Here is a 21,175-nt window from a genome sequence, read left to right as displayed (position 1 = left end):
GAGCGAATTTGAGGGAAGCCGATGTCAATTGACCAAAGTACCGCCGCCAAAGTGGCGAAACTGGCCCGGATCAAGGTCGAGGATGACGCGCTGCCGGCGCTGGCATCCGAATTCAACACGATCCTGGGCTTCATTGAGCAATTGAATGAAGTTGACGTAGAGGGTGTCGACCCGATGGTGTCGGTGGAGCCGATGCGTCTGAAGCGCAGAGAAGATGTGGTCACCGACGGCAACCAGCAAGACAAGGTTCTGGCAAATGCGCCCGACGCGCGCGAGGGCTTTTTCGCTGTTCCCAAAGTTGTGGAGTAAGACATGAGCGAACTTAACAAGCTGGGATTAGCCGAAGCGCGTGATGCATTGCGCAAAGGTGAGGTGACCTCGGTCGAGCTTACCGATTCTTGCCTGAAGGCAATTGATGAAGCCGCCGCGCTGAACGCGTTTGTCCACAAAACGCCCGAAATCGCACTTGAACGCGCTAAAGCCGCGGACGAGCGGATCAAGAAGGGAAACGCTCCTTCCATGTGCGGTCTGCCGATTGGTATTAAAGATCTGTTCTGCACCAAGGGTGTGCCTTCTCAAGCCGCCTCAAGAATCCTTGAAGGGTTCAAGCCAGAGTACGAGTCGACGGTTTCTCAACAGTTGGCTGATAATGGCGCTGTGATGCTGGGCAAACTGAATATGGACGAATTCGCTATGGGTTCGTCAAATGAGACCTCTGTTTACGGAAATGCGGTCAGCCCTTGGCGGCGCGGTAACGATGATGCGCAGCTGACACCGGGTGGTTCGTCCGGCGGTTCCGCAGCAGCTGTTTCTGCGGATTTGTGTCTTGCGGCCACCGGGACAGATACTGGCGGCTCGATCCGACAGCCAGCTGCATTCACCGGCATCACGGGCATCAAACCGACCTATGGCAGATGCTCGCGCTGGGGTATTGTTGCGTTTGCCTCGTCGTTGGATCAGGCGGGGCCGATGACCAAAAACGTGCGGGACGCGGCGATCATGCTGGAAACGATGTGCGGTCACGACCCCAAAGATTCTACCAGCGCCGAACTGGCCGTACCGAATTTCGAAGGTATGCTTACCGGAGATATCAAAGGCAAGAAAATTGGCATCCCCAAAGAATACCGCATGGACGGTATGCCCGCCGAGATAGAAAAACTCTGGTCAGAGGGCGCTGAAATGCTAAAGGCCGCAGGTGCCGAGATAGTCGATATCTCGTTGCCGCACACGAAATACGCCTTGCCTGCGTATTACGTTATTGCTCCTGCCGAAGCGTCGTCGAACTTGGCGCGCTACGATGGCGTTCGTTATGGCCACCGCGCCACATTGGCACAAGGCGACGGCATAACTGAAATGTACGAAAAAACGCGAGCCGAGGGATTTGGTCATGAGGTCCAGCGTCGTGTCATGATTGGAACTTACGTTCTGTCGGCAGGCTTCTACGACGCTTACTACAATCGCGCGCGCCGCGTGCGTACCTTGATCAAGAAAGACTTCGAGGACGTATTTGCCGCCGGAATCGACGCGATTCTAACGCCGGCAACTCCTTCGGCAGCATTCGGACTGGGTGAGATGACCGAGGCTGATCCTGTTCAAATGTATTTGAACGATGTTTTTACCGTGACGGTAAACCTTGCGGGATTGCCTGGTATCTCGGTGCCTGCTGGCCTTGACAAGAAAGGTCTTCCGCTGGGTCTTCAGCTGATTGGGCGCCCGTGGGATGAAGGCGACCTGCTCAATACCGCCTATGCGTTGGAAAGTGCAGCAGGGTTTGTGGCAAAGCCCGTGAAATGGTGGTAAGCCTTCGGGCAGTACAGGCAACGCACAGAGACGGAAAAGCCAAATGCGCAATTTGCTTCTGATCCCCGTAATAGGATTGATTGGTGCGTGCAACACGGTGGCACCTGTCGAGGGAACGGGTTTCAATACGCCTCAGTATCAGGCGCAGCGAGAGGCGGAACTGACCGGGCAGGGATATACTGGAAATCCGCTGTTGCCACCCGAGGAAGTTTCACAACAACCGCTGTCAGCACAGGACCCGCAAGGGGCCGTATCAGTGGGCGGTGACAGTGCCGATATCGCCAACCAGACCGCTGTTGCATTGGCCAGCACATCTGGACAGTCTACGCAAACCGCGCTCGTGCAACCAATCAGCAATCCAGGAATTTCGGACGAGCAGGATTTTACTGCCGTTTCAGGTCGGCGCAGCATAGAATCCGACGCCGCTCTGATAGAACAGAACCGCCAGACTTACGAGGTCGTGGCTCCTACGGCGGTTCCGGCGCGCGGTCAGGACGGTCAACCCAACATCGTTCAATATGCGTTGAACACTTCAAACCCTGTTGGCACGCAACTTTATAGTCGAGCGGGTTTCAATCTTGAAGCCAAAGCGCAACGAAACTGTTCCCGTTTCACTTCACCAGATCAGGCGCAAATCGAGTTTCTTTCAAGCGGCGGACCTCAACGAGACCGTAAAGGACTTGACCCAGACGGAGACGGATATGCGTGCGGTTGGGATCCAAGCCCGTTCCGCAGTGCCATCAACAACTGATCCACTTACGCCGATCTGGCGCCCATCCCCCAATTTCGGCCCGCGCCGGGATGGTCTTACGCCGTCGCTGATCGTTATTCACTATACCGCGATGCAAAGTGCCGCTGCCGCGCTGGAACGGTTGTGTGATCCAGTGCATGAGGTATCGGCTCATTACTTGATTGGATCTGACGGAACCCTCTGGCAATTGGTTCGCGAAGAAGACCGCGCCTGGCATGCAGGCGCTGGGAGTTGGTGCAAAAAGACCGATATAAATTCCCGCTCGATTGGCATTGAACTGGACAATGCCGGCAATCATCCGTTTTCTGAACCACAAATGACGACCTTGGAACAACTGTTGGGTCAAATTAAAGCGCGCTGGTCTGTCAAACCCTCAGGGGTTATAGGCCATTCTGATATGGCTCCAGGCCGAAAAAGTGACCCCGGTCCGCGTTTTGACTGGTCGCGTTTGGAACATCAAAGCATAGCTTCAACTATTGGTTTCAACAAAGACCCTAAGGACGAGCAGTTTCATACTTTCCGAACGCTTGCGCGAAATGCCGGTTACACAGCTGATGTGGATGACGAAGCATTACTTGCCGCCGTACGCCTGAGGTTTCGACCATGGGCCAATGGTCCTCTTGAATCAGCAGATTTTGAGCCATTTGGCAGCTCAACCAATTTGGGTTGAGCCATAGCGTTTCTGGTTAGAGTGACAAAATGCCGTCAAACCCAAATGCTACCTGAACCCTTGACGTGGTCTGTCGCACCGCATACCCACCCCCGTGCGCGGAGGGCCGGATGGCCGCTGGGGCTTACGCCCGAGAGGAAAGTCCGGACTCCACAAGGCAACGGTGCCGGGTAACGCCCGGGCGGGGCAACCCGACGGAAAGCGCCACAGAAAACAAACCGCCACATTCGTGTGGTAAGGGTGAAACGGTGGGGTAAGAGCCCACCGCGCCGCTGGCAACAGTGGCGGCACGGCAAGCCCCACCGGGAGCAATGCCAAATAGGGTCCCCGCGCGGGCCGGTCGGCGTCAGCCGATACCGCCGCTAAGCGCGTCTTGGCCGAGAGGGACCGGGTTGGCAGCTGGAGCCGTGCAGCAATGTACGGCCTAGAGGAATGGTCATCGAAGGGGGCAACCCCGGAACAAGATCCGGCTTACAGGCCCTCCGCGCGTTATACCGTCAGCTGCCCGGAGGTGTGTAGGCACCGGTTAAGGCAGCGGCCTTTTCCGCGATTGAAACAAAGTCGTCTGCCGTCCATGCGCGAACAGTCTCGATCTTATCTACCGCTCCGGAGGCAGCCACTGCCATACCGACCGCTACCGCGTCGGTTCCGTCTGGTGCCTCGCTGATAACGACAACGTCATTCGAACCAGTTGTCATGTAGAACGCCAGCAACTTGCCGCCCACCTTTTCCAGCAACGCCTTTACCGGCCCAGTTCGGTTTGCTGGCTTTTCCAACATTCCTTGAACGCCAGATTGGGAATACGAAGCATAGGTGATAAAAACAGGCATTGTGTTTCTCCTACAATTTTTGCATCGGAACCCAAAATTTGGCCGGTTCCACAGCCATCGATACCCATCAAAGACCGGTCACAAACGCCGTTAGGACAAGCCAAAGCCCCGCCGCAATCAGGCAAAGGCCGGTAAGTATCGGCAGCCATTTTGCACGGGGCAGCAATTTCTCGAGGGCGACGTACAGAGCGATCCCTGCGATCCAATAGAGGTTCATGATGCCGCCAACGAATAGCAGCGCCATCAAGGCCCAGCAGCAGCCAAGACAGTACACCCCATGCAAAGCACCTGTTCGCAGTGCACCATAAGCGCCAGGCCGATTGTGTTTTGATAGAAAGCGGGCCGGGCTTTGACAATGTTTGAGGCACGCAGTTTTGAGATCTGACAGCTGATAAGCGCCCGCAGATACCAGAACACAGCCAGCAAATACCTTTGATCGTATCGTCATCATGGGTCCGTCGGCCAAACCGACAAGTTCCAATGCCCATTGCGCGCCTGTTGCGACAAGACTGAATCCGGCCCATGCGATTAGGTACCCGGTAAGGAAACAGAAACTGAGCCAAACAGCGGCGTTCTGATCGCGACCAACACGCTTTAACGCGGTATAGAGCAGCACTGTTGGTGCGGCGCTAGGCGTCATCATCGCAATCATCATGACCCACCACATCAGGAATATCAGAACAGCGTAGTTGAGGGTCCAAATGGGCGGACCGCCCATTTGCATCGGTTCACCTATTGGGCCGGCCATGCGCGTCATCTCCAGCGCCGACATGTTCATGCCGACCCCGGTGATCGTGTACCAAGCAGCGGCGAGAACAACTAGAGATACGCTGCCCAGCACAATATAGCGGTCATGCCGCAACAGCCGCTCAATCATTCCAGGTCGCGGCGAAGTATCGGATGTGGTCATCGTAAGGCTCTGATCAGGCTCCAACTACACCGTGACCCGAAATATTCAGATGGGCCAAATGCGCATGGGTTGCGTCAAAGGTCAGGCTAATTTCGCCGCCATGCGTTTTTGCGGAACCAGAAGCTGCCTCGGCATGACGATACTCAAAACCGTTCGGCAACTGAATCGAGGCACGATGAGCTGCACCTGAAACAATGTGCGGAATTGGGCTGACTTCGACATCGAAAATACCTTGCACTTTGGCATAGCCTGAGCGTTCGTCCCGGTCCCAACTAAGTTCAATCGGGACATAGAGCGTTTCATGCTTTGTTGGGGCCATGGCGCTGTAGACATACCACATCGTCGCCATTTCATCGGTGTCTTCACCGGTCATGATTGCTTGAAGGGCTGCGCGTTGCTCCGCGCTGGCGGACTCATCAACAATCAACTGCATCTGGCCGTTACCCTCGTGAATAGGGCCGGGCCAATAATAAACGCCAGCAGCTCGAACTCCGGCTAGATCAGTATCGCCGTAGTGACCACTTTTGATATCGAAAACAACCACTGCCTCGCAATTGCCATGTGTTGGAAGAACGCTGAATTGGCATGGGCAACCAAAATTGCAGTTACAGTTTGCCAGCTCTTCACCTTGAATAGTCCACTCAGTCATGATGCCCCCAAAAAATGTCATGCATATAAACTCTGCCGACAGAGGGTTTGCCTGTTTTTTGGTGCCTCGAAGTTCGAGCCCGCAATTGGCTTCTTAACTTAGTGGGTTACGCCGAACATATCAGGATTTCGTGATCCATTCAATTGAACGTGCCACATTTCAAACTTGGGATGAACCCGTGTTCAGATTCAAGCGTTATGGTGGTGGACAACGGCTCCGAATGACAAAGCGAATTTCAGGTAAGTGCTCAGATCGGACTCTGGTTTGTCTGAATACATGCAGGTGTTACGATAGTGTCCCATAAAATGCGCCATCCATTGGGAGGAATGAAATGAGTTTCATGAAAGCATTGGCTTCGGTTGCTGTGGGTTTTGCTGCGGCAAAGGGGCTTGAAAAATACAAGCAAATGGGCGGCATGGCTGGTTTACAGGACGCAATGCAAAGCGCAAGCAGTGGATTTGGAATAGATCAGCTTGGCAAGATGGCTGAACAGCTTGGAATGCCCGGTGGGGCTTCGGGGTTGCAAGAGATGATCGGCAAACTCGGAATCGCCGACCCGGCTGGTGCTGCTGGTTTGGGTGGATTGATGAACGCAATGCAGGGGGCTGCCAAAACTGGCAGCCAACAAACTGTTGATATGCTTGAGACGGTGTTCAATGGCACTCCGGGCGGGGCAGCCATGGAACAGCATGCCAAGCTAATGCTGCGAGCAATGATTCAGGCGGCCAAGGCTGACGGAGAATTGGATGCGCAAGAAAAGGAAACCATCTTGAGTGAATTGGGCGATGATATCAGCGACGAAGAACGCGCCTTTGTTCAAGAACAACTAGAAGCTCCGATCGACGTGATGGGGCTGGCTGCGGATTCCGGGGCGCCTCTTCGGGCTCAGATCTACGCCACGTCCCTTGCGGCGATTCGTTTGGACCATGAGCGCGAAGCTGACTATTTGCATCAATTGGCCTCAGCTTTGGGACTGTCGGACTCTGAACGCAACCAAATTCACGAATATATGGGTGCGTCGACATTGTTCAGCTAGCGCATATCTGCAACCGCTGCTCCCTAGGCAATTGCCCTTGACATAGTCCGTGCAAGGCGTAAAAGCGCACGCTCAAGAGGATTCAACCGAAAGGCCCCTGCCTTTTCGGACGCAGGAGATAACCATGGCGAAGCCGACGACAATCAAAATCCGTCTGAACTCGACCGCGGGCACGGGCCATTTCTATGTGACCAAGAAAAATGCTCGCACTATGACTGAAAAGATGACCATTCGTAAGTACGATCCGGTCGCTCGCAAACACGTCGAGTACAAGGAAGGCAAGATAAAATAATCTGCCCTCAATGGTGAAATTTCAAAGGGACTTTGCACTGGCAGGGGCCCTTTTTTTATGCTCATTGGGCAATTGGAAAATCACTCGAACATTGGATGATGGAAATCAGGCCGTTGCAGAGGCGCATCAGCCATTCAAGTATTCTGTTTTCGCGCGGGTTGCAATTTCGCGTCACCTGCCGCTACGCTTCGCCTAACCGACCCAAAATGTTGACCGTCATGAAAAAAATCATATTACCCGCACTTGCCGCCCTGACCCTTTCGGCCTGCGAAGACCCCTTTAACCGACAAGGGGTCGGGTTCACCGGAATAGACGGAGAACCGCGCACGATTTCCGAAGTGGCTGGCGCAGCTGCGTTCATTCCGCCTGCAACCAATGTTCCGGCAGAGCTTGCTGAATTGCCGACCATTCAAGTCACGTCAGATAAAACTGAACTGGAAAAGATGGCTGGTGTAGCTATCGATAACGGTGGACGCAGCGATACGACAGCGGTGCAGCTGTCGGGCAGCGCAACACCCCTTTTCCTTAGCACGGTCGCCGTGAATGGGAAATTGTTCGGCGTCTTGCGCACACCAAGCAACAGCAACCGCGTCGATAACTCGGTTGGTTCAATTTTTGGATCCGAGACTGAACGGTTCACAGGCTGTTTGTCTGCCGGCCAAGTATATCGGAAAGGTTCATCCGGTAAGAGTTCCGGTTTTGCGGTTCCACTGAACTGTAGCTAAGCTTTTTCTCTCTCAAGTCCCAAGCCCCTGCCTGAACGGCAGGGGTTTTCGTTTGGCCCGGCTTTCGACTTTCCACCAAAAAACATGGGCGGACCTTTTCGGATCCGCCCAACTAGGTTTTAATTTGCAGAATTTTATTCGCGGTTGCCGAACAGTTGTAGCAGGAACATGAACATATTGATGAAGTCCAGATACAAGCTCAATGCACCCATTATCGCGGCTTTACCCAACCATTCTTGATCGCCGGAGTGAGCCTTCTGCAGGTAAGTGGTTTTGATGTTCTGAGTGTCGTATGCGGTCAGGCCGGCAAAGATCAGAACACCCAGAACCGAGATGGCAAATGCCATAGCCGAAGAAGCGATAAAGATATTCACGATCGAGGCTACGATCAGGCCGATCACGCCCATGATCAGGAACGTGCCCATCGCCGAGAGGTCTTTCTTAGTTGTGTAGCCGTACAACGACAGTCCCGCAAATGCGATTGCCGTGATCAGGAACACTTGAATTATCGACTGACCGGTAAAGACCAGGAAGATCCAGCTGATCGATACACCCATAACTGCCGCAAACAGATAAAAAACTGTCTGTGCACCCGCTGCGGACAGGCGGTTGATTCCGGCGCTGAAACCGAAAACAAATAGCAAAGGCGCAAACATGATGACCCATTTCAACGGCGACGCGAACAAAGTGTATCCGAACGAAGTCAGATACTTACTTTCGCTTAGTTGAGCGGCAGCCGCCGATGGATCGGTTGTTGTTGCAAGCCCGGAAATTGCCCATGCGGCTGCAAATGTAATCAGCATGCCGACGGACATTGTGCCGTAGACTTTGTTCATGTGGGCGCGTAGGCCCTCGTCAATCTCGGCGGCGCGCGCACCGGTGGCCGTCCGGATCGTGTCGAATTGTGCCATTAAAAGGGTCTCCCTTCATTCATCTGTTCCCGGCCCGCGAATGCAGGCTGGTTTCCAAGCAAATATCGGAGAGTGTGGCCGCCGATTCAAGGGTTTTACGCCTAAAACTCAGCAAAACTGTCAGTAATGTGCTCGGGCCGCCTTTTCTGGCGGCCTCAAAACACGATCAGTCCGATTAATACAGTTGTTTTACCCAGTTATCAGGTGCGTCCCAGATGTGGCGGGTTGCTTCAGCGTTTGCTTCGCGGCGGGTCAGCCCGATATCGTCAAGCAAATGATCATCCAACCTGGCAAGTGAGCGACGCTGCCGGGCAAGATTAAGCAAATTCCAAAAAATCTTGCGTTTGGCGACGCGTTTCGTGCTTCCAGCGTGAGAGATAGCTATTTGGGTCATAATGATTGCCCTTTCACTTAACCTTGATGGTTCTTTTTCATTAGATCAATTATGTTGATATATATGGAGCAACATGCCATATTATGAAAATGAATGTTTATGACGTGATCCATAAGGAATCGTGAATATGCGTAATTTGGACATTACAACTCTTCGATCCTTTATTGCCGTTGCTGATCACGGTGGCGTAACACGCGCTGCGGGATTTCTGCATCTGACCCAGTCAGCAGTTTCAATGCAGCTAAAGCGACTTGAGGAGCTTTTAGGACTGGAGCTTTTGGATCGCAGCGGAAGGACGATTGCGCTCACTGCGTCAGGCGAGCAACTGCTTGCTTATGCCCGCCGCATCGTCGCGCTAAACGATGAAGTTATTTCAAAGCTTACGGATCAGGCGTTTGAGGGCGAAGTCGTTCTGGGTGTGCCCCATGACATTGTTTACCCCGCTATCCCACGTGTATTGCAGCGCTTCAACGCCGACTTTCCGCGCGTACGCGTGCAACTAGTTTCTTCCTACTCGATGCAATTGAAAGAGATGTACCGGCGCGGCGAATGCGATCTCATACTTACCACGGAGGCTTCTGGAGCAGACGGAGCCGAGACTATTGCCGAACTTCCACTTAGATGGATCGGCGCGCCGGGCGGTTCGGCATGGCGCAAGCGACCAATTCCGCTTGCACTTGGACGACGCTGCTTGTTCCGTCCTCAGGTTATCGCTGCTTTGGATGCAGCAGGTATTCCATGGGAATTGTCTGTTGAAACCGAGAATGACCGCACCATCGAGGCGACTGTAAGCGCAGACTTGGCCGTTCACGCGATGCTCGACGGTACCGAGGCTGCCCATCTTGAGCAGATCGAATCGGGTGGCGCCCTGCCAGAGTTACCTGCACACCGAATCAATCTTTATGGGGCTGATAAAGGACGTGACGCAGTTGTTGACGCCCTTGCTTCTTTGGTACGGCAGAACTTTCTCATGCTCGGGGGCTCACCGCTTAAGGCAGTTGTCGCCTAGGGTTCAAAGTGAAATCACGATTTTACCCGTCGACTTCCGATCTTTTAGCAATTGCATCCCTTCGGCCACCTGTCCAAGTGGCAGGACGTGGCTAATATGGGGCTTGATCCGCCCTGCTTTGTGCCATTGAAACAGAGTCGAAAAACTTTCCTGCACAATCTGGGGGCGGAACTTTAAATATCCGCCGATATACAGTCCAATCACGGTCAGGTTTTTTACCAGCAAATGGTTGGCTGGGATATTTGGCACTTCGCCCCCTGCAAAACCTATTGGCAATAGGCGGCCTTCTGGGTTAGTGGCCCGAAACGCAGCATTGAAAACGTCGCCACCAATCACGTCATAAACAACATCCGCGCCACCCAAAGATAGAACGCGTTCGCGCAGGTCCTCACTGGCGTCGACCAGATAGTCAGCTCCGGCATTCGCGGCTACCGACAGCCTTTCGGCGCCGCGCGCCTGAGCAATGACTTTGGCACCCATCAACTTGCCAATCTCAACGGCAGTCAGGCCGACACCACCTGCCGCACCAGTTACAAGCAGCGTTTCGCCCGGCTGTAGCCGCGCGCGATGGTCCAACGCGATGTGGCTGGTTCCGTAAGCAATCTGAATGGCGGCAGCATCTTCAAAACTCATTGTTTCGGGAAGAGGAACCGCCCGATCTGCGTCAAAGACACCGTATTCAGCCAACCCGCCAAAACCACAATAAACCGCCACACGGTCACCCGGAGCGATGGTCGAAACATTGTTTCCGATTTCGTCAACAATGCCCGCGACTTCCATTCCCAGAGCGAAAGGGGCTTCGGGCGTATCCTGATACGTGCCTTTCTGCATCAAAAGATCCGCAAAGTTCAGGCCGCAAGCCTTGATCCGCACACGTATTTGCCCGTCGGATGGCGTCGGTAAGGCCAAAGTTGTCAGCGTTGGCGGTTTTCCTTGAGTCTCGACACAATACGCAAGCATGTGGGCCCTCCTGATCGTCTTGGGCATAGGCAATAGACGCGCAATGAATGTCAATTCGAAAGAGTCTGTGCGATGTGTTCTGCGAAGTAGGTGCCGAATTTTGTTTCCAATCTGAAAACGAACTCACACAGATGAACTTTTTGACACAACCACAAACAACTATTCGCAACACCGAATACAACCCGCTTGAAAAATAGATGGAATGCGTCATAGTGCTTAAGGGTGCCATTCGGGGGGAGTATCCGAGTTGGGGAGTTTGTAATCAGCATCCCGCTGCTGTGCCGGGGTGTGTGTTGTAGCGATTTCCCGGATGGTTGTTTGAGTTAAAAAGGAGAGTACCAATGACCCATCACGTCGATGTTCATGTTGGCAAACGCGTCCGGCATCGCCGCTGGCTGATTGGCATGACCCAGCAGCAGTTAGCGCAGCAGGTTGGTATCAAGTTTCAGCAAATCCAGAAATATGAAACTGGGGCCAACCGTGTAAGCGCGTCTCGCCTTTGGGATATCGCAGAGGCATTGGATGTCCCGGTCAGTTTTTTCTTCGAAGGCCTGGAAGACGAAACCAAAGGCAACAATGACAAAAAGTCGGTTCCTGCCGATCTAATGGGAGACAAGGAAGCGCTGGATCTTGTCCGCTCATACTACGCCATTCCAGAAAATCAGCGCCGCAGGCTTTTCGAACTCGCCCGCGTACTGAGCGAAGTTGCCTGATCGACCCACTTGACAATGGGGCGCAGTGATCGCACGGGTACCACATGCGACACAGCCCATCCAATGATCTTGAGATAGCCGAAACAATGGCCGACGCAGCGCGCGCGGCCATTTTGCCATTTTTCCGGCAGCCCGATCTAGAAGCGGACAACAAGGTCGAGGGTGGGTTCGATCCAGTGACTATCGCCGATCGCGCGGCCGAGAAGGCGATGAGAGCTGTTCTTGCCGAACACAGACCTGACGATGGCATTCTGGGTGAAGAATTTGGACATTCGGCGGGTTCCAGCGGTCGAACTTGGGTTTTAGATCCAATTGACGGAACAAGAGGGTTCATTAGCGGTACGCCGACCTGGGGTGTCCTGATCGCGCTTAGTAATGAAACCGGTCCATGCCTGGGTGTGATTGATCAGCCCTATATTGGCGAACGATTCATGGGACAGGGTGAACTGGCCATTGCTACGGGACCGGCCGGTCAACGCAAACTGACGACACGCAAGACGCAGTCGCTTGAAGAAGCAATTGTGTTCACTACCTTTCCCGAAGTCGGCACTCCGAGTGAGGCTGAGGCGTTTCGCGCTGTCTCACAGCACGCTAAGCTGACCCGATACGGGATGGATTGCTACGCATATGCTTTGCTGGCTGCTGGACAGATCGATCTTGTTATCGAGGCGGGGCTGAATTCTTACGACATCCAAGCTCCAATCGCGTTGATTCACGCAGCCGGTGGGGTTGTGACAGATTGGAAAGGCGACCCAGCTCATGGTGGGGGGCGTGCTCTGGCGGCTGCCAACGCCGAGCTGCATGCAGCGGCTTTGGAAATCTTAAAGCAATATTGAATTCTGTTGCTGTCGATGTAGTGAAAGATTACCATTTTCACGTGCTGGTTCTTGAGCCCGTTTTCCACCAGCTTCGCACTCCATTTGCATGAGACGGGCAATTGCAGGAGCGCGAAAAATGTCTGAATTTTTGATCTGTAACGCTGACACTATTCTAACAATTGACGACGAGCGGCGTGAACTGGAACAGGCCGACCTGCTGATCCGTGATGGGCAAATCGCAAAAATCGGTCATGGGTTAGAGACCACAGGCGAAGTGCATGACGCAACTGGATGTGTCGTAACGCCGGGGTTGGTGAACACCCACCATCACCTGTACCAAACTCTGACTCGCGCAGTACCAGGGTGTCAGGACGCCCTATTGTTCGGTTGGCTTAAAACGCTTTATCCCATCTGGGCGCGGTTTGGCCCTGAAGAGATGTTTACTTCGGCCCAAATAGGGCTGGCAGAATTGGCATTGTCAGGATGCTCGCTCAGCTCTGATCACTTGTATCTCTATCCCAATGGATCTCGTCTGGACGATACCATCGTGGCGGCCGCCGAGGTTGGCATCCGGTTTCACCCGACGCGTGGCGCGATGAGTATCGGGGAAAGCGGCGGCGGCCTTCCGCCAGACGACTTAGTCGAGCCAGAGTCCGTGATATTAGAGGATATGATCCGCGTCGTGGATGCGTTTCATGATCCGATGGAAGGCGCGATGTGCAGGGTGGGATTGGCGCCATGTTCGCCATTTTCAGTCAGTCAAGAATTGATGCAGGACACAGCGTTGCTGGCGCGGGACAAAGGCGTCATGCTGCATACCCATTTGGCCGAAAATGATGAAGATATCGCCTATTCTCAGGCTCAGTTCGGCTGTCGCCCCGGCCAATACGCTGAAAATCTGGGTTGGACAGGACCGGATGTCTGGCACGCGCATTGTGTGAAGCTGAATAGCGTCGAAATTGACCTATTTTCCAGAACTGGGACAGGAGTGGCCCATTGCCCGTGCTCAAATTGTCGTCTTGGATCGGGAATTGCTCCGGTTCGAAAAATGCGTGACCAAGGGGTAAACGTTGGCCTTGGCGCTGACGGTTCCGCCAGCAACGACAATGGCAATCTCATACTCGAAGCCCGACAGGCGATGTTGATGCAGCGCGTTGTAAACGGGGCCGACGCCATGTCGTCCCGTGAGGCGCTGGAGATCGCAACACGAGGCGGTGCAGATGTTCTGAACCGACCTGACTGTGGTCGTTTGATGCCTGGAAAACGCGCCGATATTGCGGTTTGGGATACACGGAGTATTGAGAGCGCGGGCAGTTGGGACCCGGCGGCCTTGCTGTTGTCCGGTCCGATGCGTGTCAAACATCTCTTTGTAGAAGGACGACAAATCGTGCGTGGTGGTCACGTCACAACTATCGATTTGCCAACAGCGATAGAACGCCAGAATCAACTTGCCCGCGCTCTGCGGAATTAAGGTTTTCGGCTGACCCGGTTTCCTCCAATCCAAACATCGGCAACCGCCCGATCATCGCCCATCATGATGGTTGGGAACACAGCCTCCCAAAGGTCCTCAGCCGTTGCTTCTCGCTGCGCAATGTCAGGAGTCGACGCAAGATCAAGGACGACCAAATCGGCCTCCAATCCTGGCGCAATATTTCCGATGCAGTCATCCATCCGAAGTGACTGCGCGGAACCAACCGTGCCCAGCCATAGCAATTGCGCCGGGTGGAGTGCCGTTCCCTGCAACTGTCCGATTTCGTAGGCAGTTGCCATTGTACGAAGCATCGAGAAACTGGACCCACCGCCCGTATCTGTGGCCAGACCGATCCTGTGCCCCTGTCGCATAAGGTCATCCAGTTCAAACAAGCCAGATCCAATAAACGTGTTTGAGGTCGGACAATGTATCAGGGCCGCGCCCACTTCGCGCAGACGTTCACGCTCGCGTGTTTCAAGATGAATGACGTGTCCGTACAGCCCGTTACCGCCCAACAGACCAAACTGTTCGTAGGTATCCAGATAGTCGCGGGCATTCGGAAACAGAGATCGGACCCACTCGATTTCGTCGGTTTGTTCGCACAGATGCGTCTGCATCAGGCATTGAGGGTACTTTGCCCAAAGAGCACCCATTGCCTCAAGCTGTTCAGGCGTCGACGTCGGCGAAAATCGTGGCGTGATTGCATAGGACAGCCGATTGACCCCGTGCCACTTTTCCAACAGGCTTTGCGACTGATTGTAGGCGGTTTGAGCCGTATCGCGGAGGCCTTCAGGGGCATTGCGATCCATACAGGTTTTGCCTGCCACGACGCGCTGCCCACGCAATTGTGCAGCCTCAAAAAACGCGTCAACGCTCTCTGGGTGTATCGTACAGAAGCTGCACATCGTGGTCGTTCCGTGCGATGCCGTGAGGTCAAGATAGCGGTTGGCAATTTCCGACGCGTATCGGGGATCACCGAATTTCATTTCCTCAGGGAAAGTGTAAGTATTGAGCCAGTCGATAAGACGCTTACCCCAACTGGCGATCATTGCCGTTTGCGGGTAGTGCACATGAGGGTCGACAAACCCTGCCATGATCAGGTGCTGGCCATATTCCACATCTTGCGCTTCTGGATGCTCTTGCGACAATTTGGCTATCGAACCCAGTGCTTTTATTTTCCCGTCTTCGATCAGTACCGCCTCATGAGTATTTGTCGCCCGTGTCGGTTCGGTGGCGAAAGGTGACTCCAAAAAGCTTAGAACGCGCCCCTTCAGTAACGTCTTTTGAGGCATGTTTCCCATACTCCACCCAGTTTTGTGCTGCGTTACAGCATAAGCGGGCGCATGTTGCGGGTAAATCTGCGCATTGTCATTGTTTTCTGGTAGCTGCTTCTTCTATTTAGACGCAAATCACCGACGCGAGGGTTGCGCATGACTACAGTCAAAGACGAAGCCGGACCCGACCAACCGCGGGAGGAGGACGCCTATGCGCTTGATCGCAGAACAGTGGCGTCCATTCTTTATGCGGTGGATGTTGATGATCGCGGTAAACTGATCGAGTTATTGGAGCCACTGCACCCAGCCGACATTGCGGACCTTCTGGAGCAGATTAATCCTTACGACCGCTCGCGTCTTATCCGACTTTACGACAAGGAATTTGATGGCGACATCTTGTCCGAATTGGATGAAGCCGTCAGAGAAGAGGTCATCGCTGTACTGCGTCCCGACGTACTTGCCGAGGCGGTTCGCGAAATGGAAAGCGACGATGTCGTCGACCTTTTGGAAGATCTGGAAGAGCCACAGCAGGAAACCATTCTTGACGCGCTGGAGGAGACAGATCGCCATGCGGCACAGCAGGCACTGGCCTACCCGGAAAACTCGGCCGGCCGACTTATGCAGCGCGAGATTGTTATGGCGCCCGAGCATTGGACGGTTGGTCAGGCAATTGACTTCATGCGGGCCAACGACGACCTGCCAGAGCAGTTTTATCACGTGGTACTCATCGATCCCCGTTTGAAGCCAACTGCGCAAGTTACACTCGGGAAACTTATGGCCGCGCGGCGTGAAATAGCCTTGCGCGACATCGCCGAACAGGAATTCCACACCATCCCCGTTGATCAGGATGAAGAGGATGTAGCCTATGCGTTCAATCAGTATCACCTGATTTCAGCCCCAGTGGTGGATGCGGATGGACGTATTGTCGGTGTCATCACCATCGACGATGCAATGGTCGTTCTGGACGAAGAATACGAAGAGGATATGTTGCACCTCGCGGGCGTGAGTAACGAAAGTTCGTTGTCCGACAGCGTTGCCGCCACTAGCAAACGACGCCTGCCCTGGCTTGCGGTCAATTTGTGTACAGCAATCTGTGCCTCACTGGTGATTTCCCAGTTTGAGGCTGCGATTGATCGGTTGGTAGCTTTGGCCATTCTGATGCCTATCGTTGCGTCAATGGGCGGAAATGCCGGGACGCAATCCCTCACCGTTGCGGTGCGGGCGCTGGCCACTCGCGACCTTACCGGATCAAACGTTCTGCGGGTCATCCGACGAGAGTTATTGGTTGGCATGCTGAACGGACTGTGTTTTGCCGTCGTATTGGGCATAGTTGGAATGATGTGGTTCGCCTCACCGATGCTGGGCGTTGTGATCGGCACGGCATTGGTTGTGAATATGATCATAGCTGGTTTTGTCGGAACGGTCGTTCCAGTCGCGTTGGATCGTATAGGAGTTGACCCTGCGCTTGCATCTGGAACCTTTGTAACCACAACAACAGATGTCATGGGTTTCTTTATCTTCCTTGGACTTGCAAGCGTGGTGCTACTTTGACCGATCTGACCGAAAAAAAAGCCGCTGCGCGAAAAGCCGCATTTGAACGCCGTAAGGCGGCCTTTGATCTAAGGTTGCCAGGATCCGCCGGTAGATTATCTGAGGTGTTGGCAGGGTATCGCGGGGTGCCCCTATCGGGATACATTCCTATCCGAACCGAAATTGATCCACTGCCGGCAATGGCAGAAGCAGCTGCTTATGGTCCGGTTGGCGTTCCCGTTATTCAAGGCGCGGGTCAACCGTTGAAGTTTTCCCGCTGGACGCCCGAAGGCACGCTGAAGGATGGCCCGTTTGGAGCGAAAGTTCCGGAAATAGAGGACTACTTTGATCCCGAGATTTTGATCGTACCTTTGGTGGCGTTCGACGCTAGCGGCGGACGCCTTGGTTATGGAGGCGGATTTTACGACCGTACCCTTGCAAGGTTGCGTGCCAACCATCCGACACTCGCTATTGGATTTGCCTTTGATGGGCAGGAGGTGGCAGAGCTGCCGTTAGAGCCTACTGATCAGCTGTTAGATATGGTGGTCACGGAAAGCCGCGTCATTTCGATCAAGTCTTAGACTGGCTCCGATTTCAGCCAGGATTGTTTTCTCGGAAATATTCCCACGCGTCTACTTCGCTGCCGTCCTGCAGAATGCACACGCCCGATTGACCATTCACGCCGTCGCGGATTTCATATTTCGCGCCGCTCTCTATACAGAAAGTCGCAGCAGGGTTTGCTAATTCCGTCGATTGCTCGGGCTCAGAGTCACAGGCTACGACTGTCATCAAGGCTATGGTCGAGGCGAGAAAGCGGTGCATGTTGAAACTCCAATGGAATTCGATCTGGCGGTTGAGGGCGGCAGTTTAATCACTTGTGCTAACGGGATACCACACTTAGGACAGACTGCATGAGGATATTATTTCTTGGTGACGTTGTAGGGCGTGCTGGTCGCGCCGCGGTTCAAGAGCTCCTGCCGCGTCTTCGGGAGGATTGGCGTCTGGATTTTGTTGTGGTGAACAGCGAAAACGCCTCGAACGGCATGGGGTTGAGTGGTGACCACGCAAAGCTGTTGTTGGATGCGGGCGCCGATTGCCTGACGTTAGGCGATCACGCTTTCGACCAAAAAGACATGCTGCAGTTCATCGAAAACGAGCCGCGTATCGTGCGCCCAATCAACTTTGCAAAGGGCGCTCCGGGTCGCGGTCATCGACTTTATACAGCGCCAGGTGGCCGAAAGGTTCTGGTGGCACAGGTGCTTGGACAAGTGTTTATGAAACGCCCGTTCGACGATCCCTTCTCGGCCATCGAGCCGATCCTGAAATCTCATCCTCGTGGCGGACAGGCTCAGGCCATCATCGTGGAAATGCATTGCGAGGCTACTTCGGAAAAAATGGCCATGGGTCATTATTGCGACGGTCGCGCAAGTCTTGTGGTTGGAACCCATACCCATATTCCGACAGCGGACGCGCAAATCTTATCCCGCGGTACGGGTTATTTGACTGATGCCGGCATGTGCGGTGACTACGACTCGGTTATCGGGATGGATAAACAGGAACCTATGCGCCGCTTTATTACCGGGATGCCAAAGGCTCGGTTCACGCCCGCCAGTGGCGAAGCCACCCTGAGTGGTGTTTTTGTTGAAACAGATGATCGCGATGGGCAGGCGAAAAGCGTAAGAATGGTGCGGATTGGCGGGTGTTTGCAGCCGGCTGCACCCTGAACTAAACGACAGGCTTGCCCTGTTGCGCCCAATGCGGGACACTGTCTTAAAGGCAACTGCGCCAGGCCAGGGTTCGGACAGAATACCAGTAATGCAATTCCTTCAACTCACAGATATGGCCAGCGCAATACTGGCGCTGGTAATTGTCGCGGGTATGTTTGCAATGTTCCTTCGCGAGGCCTACCCGACCGAGGTCGTGGCAATCGGCGGCGTTGCCTTGATGCTAATAACCGGCATTCTACCCTACCAGAGCGCGCTGACTGTTCTTTCCAATCCAGCACCTTGGACAATCGCAGCCATGTTTATTGTGATGGGAGCACTCGTCCGGACTGGTGCCTTGGATGCATTTACATCTGTCGCCCAAAAACAAGCACAGGTAAACCCAAGGTTTGCAATTGGGTTGCTGATGGCATTTGTTATTCTCGCTTCGGCGGTTGTTTCGAACACGCCAGTCGTTGTCGTCATGATTCCGGTGTTCGTACAGATCGCGCGAACGTTGAACCTGCCGGCTTCCAAGTTGTTGATACCGCTCAGTTACGCAGCGATTTTGGGTGGTACGCTGACACTGATCGGAACCTCGACGAACCTGTTGGTTGATGGTGTTGCGCGTACGCAGGGAATGGCAGCGTTTACGATATTCGAAGTCACACCGTTGGGCATTGCCCTTGTAATTTATGGCATGATTTACCTGCGCTTTATTGCGCCGCGTTTATTGCCGGAGCGCGACAGCTTGGCGTCCCTTCTGAGCGACAAATCAAAGATGAAATTCTTTACAGAGGCCGTCATTCCACCAGATAGCAACCTGATTGGGCGCGAAGTCACTGGTGTGCAATTGTTTAAACGTCCAGGTGTTCGCTTGATTGATGTTGTCCGCGGAGACGAGTCGCTACGCCGCAACCTCAAAGGAGTGACACTGAACGTCGGCGACAGGGTAGTACTGCGAACCGAAATGACTGAGTTACTAAGCCTGCAGACCAACAAAGAGCTCAAGCGTGTGGATCAGGTTTCAGCGGTCGAAACCAAGACGGTTGAGGTCCTGATCACGCCGGGCTGCCGTATGGTAGGTCGCACATTGGGTGCGATGCGTTTGCGCCGCCGATATGGCGTTTATGTCCTTGCAGTGCATCGCCGGAATCAGAACATAGGGCGGCAGCTGGATGATCTGGTTGTCCGGGTCGGCGATACCCTTTTGCTAGAGGGCGCCGCCGCTGACATTCAGAAACTGGCGGCAGATATGGATATGGTGGACGTGGGCCAACCTTCGGTGCGCGCTTTCCGTCGCAGCCATGCGCCTATCGCTATCGGTGCTCTCGTTGGTATCGTAGCATTGGCTGCGCTAGGCGTGGCCCCGATCCTTTTATTGTCTATTGTAGCGGTAGCAATCGTCTTAATAACCCGATGTATCGACGCGGATGAGGCGTTTTCCTTTGTTGAAGGTCGCTTGTTGGCTCTGATTTTCGCGATGCTGGCAATTGGCGCGGCGTTAGGAGAGTCCGGCGCCGTATCGCTGATTGTCGAAACCGTCGCACCCGGGCTAAGTTCGCTGCCGCCATTCCTGATTATCTGGGCCGTCTATCTATTGACTTCTATTCTGACCGAACTTGTGTCGAACAATGCTGTTGCCGTTGTCGTAACACCAATCGCGATTGGTCTGGCGCAGGCTGTCGGAATTGACCCGCGACCGCTGGTCGTTGCAGTGATGGTTGCGGCATCGGCCTCATTTGCAACGCCCATAGGGTATCAGACCAACATGATGGTTTACGGTCCCGGTGGATACCGGTTCACTGATTTTCTTAAGGTAGGTGTGCCACTTAACCTGACCGTTGGATTATTAGCGTCTTTGTTGATCCCACTCATCTGGCCCCTTTGATATCGGCACAGAACCGCTGATTTTTCGGAGATGTCCTTGTAATTTCAAAAGAACTTACGACTTTTGAGTCACGATATTGCGAAAGGGAATGAACCCATGGCCAAAACAGGACGGATCGCGCTGCTTTCCATGATGGCTTCGGCAACCATTTTCAACGGGGCACTGGCAGGAACGATCGAAGGCACGGCAACGTACCGCGAAAGAATAGCCGTGCGGCCAGGCACGACATTATTTGTGGAACTTCAGGATGTATCCCGAGCAGATGCACCATCGGTAACCCTTGCCGCACAAAGGTACGCTTTAACGGGCGTGCCCGCGCCGTTTGAGTTAAATTATGATGACGCTTTGATCGACGACAGAATGCAATATGTGGTGCGCGCCACAATGTATCAGGGAGACAAATTGCTAATGACCACTGATCAGGCCTATCCCGTCATAACAAACGGCGCAGGAAATTCAGCCGATTTGGTTCTTGTGCAAGCGGCGGGGCAGGGCCTTGCTTCCCTTGAGAACAGCAAGTGGACAGCGGTCGGTTTGAACGGAGACGTGCTGAATGCCGAACGGCAACCGCAGATCGAATTTGCCGAGGGTGGAACTTTTGGTGGTACTGGCGGTTGTAACCGTTTTTCCGGTCAGGTTGAGATTTCAGGGAATTCGATAAATTTCCCTGACAATATGGCTGCTACCTTGATGGCATGCCCGCCATCGATAGAAGAAGTTGAAAAGCAGTTCTTCGATGCACTGCAAAAGGTAACGACCTACGCCGTTTCAGGGAACAGTTTGGTGTTTCTTGATGAAGCTGGCGAACCTGTCGTGAATTTCGTCCGCACACCGTAGC

24 protein-coding genes and 1 other RNA gene are annotated in these 21,175 nt (G+C 53.8%); 17 read left to right on the top strand and 8 right to left on the bottom strand.

The genetic code is table 11. The annotated features are described in order from the left end of the window. Positions 1 to 21 precede the first annotated feature (21 nt). The 5 genes from gatC (at position 22) to rnpB (ending at position 3,711) form a co-directional block, all read left to right on the top strand. Positions 22 to 309: an Asp-tRNA(Asn)/Glu-tRNA(Gln) amidotransferase subunit GatC gene (gene gatC, locus AC2FNE_RS07625; RefSeq protein WP_170478658.1), complete on the top strand. Its 288-nt coding sequence runs from the start codon at positions 22 to 24 to the stop codon at positions 307 to 309. 3 nt (positions 310 to 312) lie between these two features. Then, positions 313 to 1,800 carry an Asp-tRNA(Asn)/Glu-tRNA(Gln) amidotransferase subunit GatA gene (gatA, locus tag AC2FNE_RS07620; protein WP_170607132.1) on the top strand — a complete coding sequence of 496 codons (1,488 nt, stop codon included), beginning with the start codon at positions 313 to 315 and terminating at the stop codon, positions 1,798 to 1,800. A 43-nt stretch (positions 1,801 to 1,843) separates the two neighbouring features. Next, positions 1,844 to 2,551 (top strand): hypothetical protein, encoded by a 708-nt coding sequence (locus AC2FNE_RS07615; protein ID WP_170607130.1) that lies wholly within the window; start codon positions 1,844 to 1,846, stop codon positions 2,549 to 2,551. Next, complete coding sequence (locus AC2FNE_RS07610; RefSeq protein WP_170607127.1) at positions 2,502 to 3,221, top strand: N-acetylmuramoyl-L-alanine amidase; 720 nt, start codon at positions 2,502 to 2,504, stop codon at positions 3,219 to 3,221. The genes AC2FNE_RS07615 and AC2FNE_RS07610 overlap by 50 nt, the downstream gene beginning before the upstream one ends. A gap of 98 nt (positions 3,222 to 3,319) precedes the next feature. Continuing rightward, an RNA gene (gene rnpB / locus AC2FNE_RS07605) (RNase P RNA component class A) lies at positions 3,320 to 3,711 on the top strand. Between the two features lie 7 nt (positions 3,712 to 3,718). Here the strand turns inward: rnpB and AC2FNE_RS07600 are convergent. The 3 genes from AC2FNE_RS07600 to AC2FNE_RS07590 form a co-directional block, all read right to left on the bottom strand. Next, on the bottom strand, positions 3,719 to 4,051 hold the full coding sequence (locus AC2FNE_RS07600) for a GYD domain-containing protein (protein WP_170478669.1): 333 nt from the start codon (positions 4,049 to 4,051) through the stop codon (positions 3,719 to 3,721). Positions 4,052 to 4,118: 67 nt separating this feature from the next. Then, a complete protein-coding gene (locus tag AC2FNE_RS07595) occupies positions 4,119 to 4,961 on the bottom strand; it encodes a DUF2182 domain-containing protein (RefSeq protein WP_496805083.1) in 843 nt (280 codons plus the stop codon). Between the two features lie 13 nt (positions 4,962 to 4,974). Next, complete coding sequence (locus AC2FNE_RS07590; RefSeq protein WP_170478675.1) at positions 4,975 to 5,610, bottom strand: DUF1326 domain-containing protein; 636 nt, start codon at positions 5,608 to 5,610, stop codon at positions 4,975 to 4,977. Between the two features lie 331 nt (positions 5,611 to 5,941). Here AC2FNE_RS07590 and AC2FNE_RS07585 point away from each other — a divergent pair, with 331 nt between their 5' ends. The 3 genes from AC2FNE_RS07585 (at position 5,942) to AC2FNE_RS07575 (ending at position 7,663) form a co-directional block, all read left to right on the top strand. After that, positions 5,942 to 6,646 (top strand): DUF533 domain-containing protein, encoded by a 705-nt coding sequence (locus AC2FNE_RS07585; protein ID WP_496805082.1) that lies wholly within the window; start codon positions 5,942 to 5,944, stop codon positions 6,644 to 6,646. Between the two features lie 124 nt (positions 6,647 to 6,770). Beyond that, positions 6,771 to 6,938 (top strand): 50S ribosomal protein L33, encoded by a 168-nt coding sequence (rpmG, locus tag AC2FNE_RS07580; RefSeq protein ID WP_010441901.1) that lies wholly within the window; start codon positions 6,771 to 6,773, stop codon positions 6,936 to 6,938. A gap of 218 nt (positions 6,939 to 7,156) precedes the next feature. Continuing rightward, positions 7,157 to 7,663: a lipoprotein gene (locus AC2FNE_RS07575; protein ID WP_170607121.1), complete on the top strand. Its 507-nt coding sequence runs from the start codon at positions 7,157 to 7,159 to the stop codon at positions 7,661 to 7,663. Between the two features lie 134 nt (positions 7,664 to 7,797). Here AC2FNE_RS07575 and AC2FNE_RS07570 read toward each other — a convergent pair whose 3' ends face one another. After that, positions 7,798 to 8,574: a Bax inhibitor-1/YccA family protein gene (locus AC2FNE_RS07570; protein ID WP_496805081.1), complete on the bottom strand. Its 777-nt coding sequence runs from the start codon at positions 8,572 to 8,574 to the stop codon at positions 7,798 to 7,800. 175 nt (positions 8,575 to 8,749) lie between these two features. After that, positions 8,750 to 8,968 carry a DUF1127 domain-containing protein gene (locus AC2FNE_RS07565; RefSeq protein ID WP_496805080.1) on the bottom strand — a complete coding sequence of 73 codons (219 nt, stop codon included), beginning with the start codon at positions 8,966 to 8,968 and terminating at the stop codon, positions 8,750 to 8,752. Positions 8,969 to 9,095: 127 nt separating this feature from the next. On the opposite strand from AC2FNE_RS07565, the gene AC2FNE_RS07560 reads away from it, so the two are divergent. Continuing rightward, entirely contained in the window at positions 9,096 to 9,977 is an 882-nt protein-coding gene (locus AC2FNE_RS07560; protein WP_170478690.1) for a LysR family transcriptional regulator, read from the top strand. Between the two features lie 3 nt (positions 9,978 to 9,980). Here the strand turns inward: AC2FNE_RS07560 and AC2FNE_RS07555 are convergent, their stop codons facing one another. After that, the gene (locus tag AC2FNE_RS07555) at positions 9,981 to 10,937 is read right to left on the bottom strand and encodes an NADPH:quinone oxidoreductase family protein (protein ID WP_170478692.1); all 957 of its coding nucleotides are present in this window, start codon (positions 10,935 to 10,937) and stop codon (positions 9,981 to 9,983) included. A gap of 341 nt (positions 10,938 to 11,278) precedes the next feature. Here AC2FNE_RS07555 and AC2FNE_RS07550 point away from each other — a divergent pair, with 341 nt between their 5' ends. The 3 genes from AC2FNE_RS07550 to AC2FNE_RS07540 all read left to right on the top strand — a co-directional run bounded on the left by AC2FNE_RS07550 (position 11,279) and on the right by AC2FNE_RS07540 (position 13,939). Beyond that, positions 11,279 to 11,650: a helix-turn-helix domain-containing protein gene (locus AC2FNE_RS07550; protein WP_170478695.1), complete on the top strand. Its 372-nt coding sequence runs from the start codon at positions 11,279 to 11,281 to the stop codon at positions 11,648 to 11,650. Positions 11,651 to 11,694: 44 nt separating this feature from the next. Then, positions 11,695 to 12,486: a histidinol-phosphatase gene (hisN, locus tag AC2FNE_RS07545; RefSeq protein WP_170607117.1), complete on the top strand. Its 792-nt coding sequence runs from the start codon at positions 11,695 to 11,697 to the stop codon at positions 12,484 to 12,486. A 118-nt stretch (positions 12,487 to 12,604) separates the two neighbouring features. Continuing rightward, complete coding sequence (locus tag AC2FNE_RS07540) at positions 12,605 to 13,939, top strand: 8-oxoguanine deaminase (protein ID WP_496805079.1); 1,335 nt, start codon at positions 12,605 to 12,607, stop codon at positions 13,937 to 13,939. On the opposite strand, the gene guaD is transcribed toward AC2FNE_RS07540, so the two are convergent. Then, on the bottom strand, positions 13,936 to 15,231 hold the full coding sequence (guaD, locus tag AC2FNE_RS07535) for a guanine deaminase (RefSeq protein WP_170607113.1): 1,296 nt from the start codon (positions 15,229 to 15,231) through the stop codon (positions 13,936 to 13,938). The genes AC2FNE_RS07540 and guaD overlap by 4 nt on opposite strands. A 138-nt stretch (positions 15,232 to 15,369) precedes the next feature. On the opposite strand from guaD, the gene mgtE reads away from it, so the two are divergent. Both mgtE and AC2FNE_RS07525 read left to right on the top strand, forming a co-directional pair. Then, the gene (gene mgtE / locus AC2FNE_RS07530; RefSeq protein ID WP_496772753.1) at positions 15,370 to 16,764 is read left to right on the top strand and encodes a magnesium transporter; all 1,395 of its coding nucleotides are present in this window, start codon (positions 15,370 to 15,372) and stop codon (positions 16,762 to 16,764) included. Continuing rightward, a complete protein-coding gene (locus AC2FNE_RS07525) occupies positions 16,761 to 17,324 on the top strand; it encodes a 5-formyltetrahydrofolate cyclo-ligase (protein WP_496805078.1) in 564 nt (187 codons plus the stop codon). Before mgtE ends, AC2FNE_RS07525 begins: the two co-directional genes overlap by 4 nt. A 13-nt stretch (positions 17,325 to 17,337) precedes the next feature. Here the strand turns inward: AC2FNE_RS07525 and AC2FNE_RS07520 are convergent, their stop codons facing one another. Beyond that, a complete protein-coding gene (locus AC2FNE_RS07520) occupies positions 17,338 to 17,565 on the bottom strand; it encodes a putative hemolysin (RefSeq protein WP_496805077.1) in 228 nt (75 codons plus the stop codon). 89 nt (positions 17,566 to 17,654) lie between these two features. Here AC2FNE_RS07520 and AC2FNE_RS07515 point away from each other — a divergent pair, with 89 nt between their 5' ends. The 3 genes from AC2FNE_RS07515 (at position 17,655) to AC2FNE_RS07505 (ending at position 21,174) form a co-directional block, all read left to right on the top strand. After that, complete coding sequence (locus AC2FNE_RS07515; RefSeq protein WP_170478710.1) at positions 17,655 to 18,467, top strand: TIGR00282 family metallophosphoesterase; 813 nt, start codon at positions 17,655 to 17,657, stop codon at positions 18,465 to 18,467. A 91-nt stretch (positions 18,468 to 18,558) separates the two neighbouring features. Beyond that, entirely contained in the window at positions 18,559 to 20,337 is a 1,779-nt protein-coding gene (locus AC2FNE_RS07510) for an SLC13 family permease (protein WP_170479033.1), read from the top strand. 96 nt (positions 20,338 to 20,433) lie between these two features. Then, a complete protein-coding gene (locus tag AC2FNE_RS07505) occupies positions 20,434 to 21,174 on the top strand; it encodes a YbaY family lipoprotein (RefSeq protein WP_254442587.1) in 741 nt (246 codons plus the stop codon). Position 21,175 lies beyond the last annotated feature (1 nt).

The organism is Ruegeria sp. YKSD179, from assembly GCF_059612885.1.
This window is presented reverse-complemented; position numbering and strand designations above follow the sequence as displayed.

Excerpts from the sequence above, each read along its gene's own strand:
- AC2FNE_RS07515 (WP_170478710.1), top strand. The coding sequence starts at position 17,655 with ATGAGGATATTATTTCTTGGTGACGTTGTAGGGCGTGCTGGTCGCGCC.
- guaD (WP_170607113.1), bottom strand. The coding sequence starts at position 15,231 with ATGCCTCAAAAGACGTTACTGAAGGGGCGCGTTCTAAGCTTTTTGGAG.
- AC2FNE_RS07615 (WP_170607130.1), top strand. The coding sequence starts at position 1,844 with ATGCGCAATTTGCTTCTGATCCCCGTAATAGGATTGATTGGTGCGTGC.
- AC2FNE_RS07590 (WP_170478675.1), bottom strand. The coding sequence starts at position 5,610 with ATGACTGAGTGGACTATTCAAGGTGAAGAGCTGGCAAACTGTAACTGC.
- AC2FNE_RS07505 (WP_254442587.1), top strand. The coding sequence starts at position 20,434 with ATGGCCAAAACAGGACGGATCGCGCTGCTTTCCATGATGGCTTCGGCA.
- mgtE (WP_496772753.1), top strand. The coding sequence starts at position 15,370 with ATGACTACAGTCAAAGACGAAGCCGGACCCGACCAACCGCGGGAGGAG.
- gatC (WP_170478658.1), top strand. The coding sequence starts at position 22 with ATGTCAATTGACCAAAGTACCGCCGCCAAAGTGGCGAAACTGGCCCGG.
- hisN (WP_170607117.1), top strand. The coding sequence starts at position 11,695 with ATGCGACACAGCCCATCCAATGATCTTGAGATAGCCGAAACAATGGCC.
- AC2FNE_RS07575 (WP_170607121.1), top strand. The coding sequence starts at position 7,157 with ATGAAAAAAATCATATTACCCGCACTTGCCGCCCTGACCCTTTCGGCC.
- AC2FNE_RS07520 (WP_496805077.1), bottom strand. The coding sequence starts at position 17,565 with ATGCACCGCTTTCTCGCCTCGACCATAGCCTTGATGACAGTCGTAGCC.
- AC2FNE_RS07510 (WP_170479033.1), top strand. The coding sequence starts at position 18,559 with ATGCAATTCCTTCAACTCACAGATATGGCCAGCGCAATACTGGCGCTG.
- AC2FNE_RS07570 (WP_496805081.1), bottom strand. The coding sequence starts at position 8,574 with ATGGCACAATTCGACACGATCCGGACGGCCACCGGTGCGCGCGCCGCC.
- gatA (WP_170607132.1), top strand. The coding sequence starts at position 313 with ATGAGCGAACTTAACAAGCTGGGATTAGCCGAAGCGCGTGATGCATTG.
- AC2FNE_RS07565 (WP_496805080.1), bottom strand. The coding sequence starts at position 8,968 with ATGACCCAAATAGCTATCTCTCACGCTGGAAGCACGAAACGCGTCGCC.
- AC2FNE_RS07555 (WP_170478692.1), bottom strand. The coding sequence starts at position 10,937 with ATGCTTGCGTATTGTGTCGAGACTCAAGGAAAACCGCCAACGCTGACA.
- AC2FNE_RS07550 (WP_170478695.1), top strand. The coding sequence starts at position 11,279 with ATGACCCATCACGTCGATGTTCATGTTGGCAAACGCGTCCGGCATCGC.
- AC2FNE_RS07540 (WP_496805079.1), top strand. The coding sequence starts at position 12,605 with ATGTCTGAATTTTTGATCTGTAACGCTGACACTATTCTAACAATTGAC.
- AC2FNE_RS07595 (WP_496805083.1), bottom strand. The coding sequence starts at position 4,961 with ATGACCACATCCGATACTTCGCCGCGACCTGGAATGATTGAGCGGCTG.
- AC2FNE_RS07585 (WP_496805082.1), top strand. The coding sequence starts at position 5,942 with ATGAGTTTCATGAAAGCATTGGCTTCGGTTGCTGTGGGTTTTGCTGCG.
- rpmG (WP_010441901.1), top strand. The coding sequence starts at position 6,771 with ATGGCGAAGCCGACGACAATCAAAATCCGTCTGAACTCGACCGCGGGC.
- AC2FNE_RS07600 (WP_170478669.1), bottom strand. The coding sequence starts at position 4,051 with ATGCCTGTTTTTATCACCTATGCTTCGTATTCCCAATCTGGCGTTCAA.
- AC2FNE_RS07560 (WP_170478690.1), top strand. The coding sequence starts at position 9,096 with ATGCGTAATTTGGACATTACAACTCTTCGATCCTTTATTGCCGTTGCT.
- AC2FNE_RS07610 (WP_170607127.1), top strand. The coding sequence starts at position 2,502 with ATGCGTGCGGTTGGGATCCAAGCCCGTTCCGCAGTGCCATCAACAACT.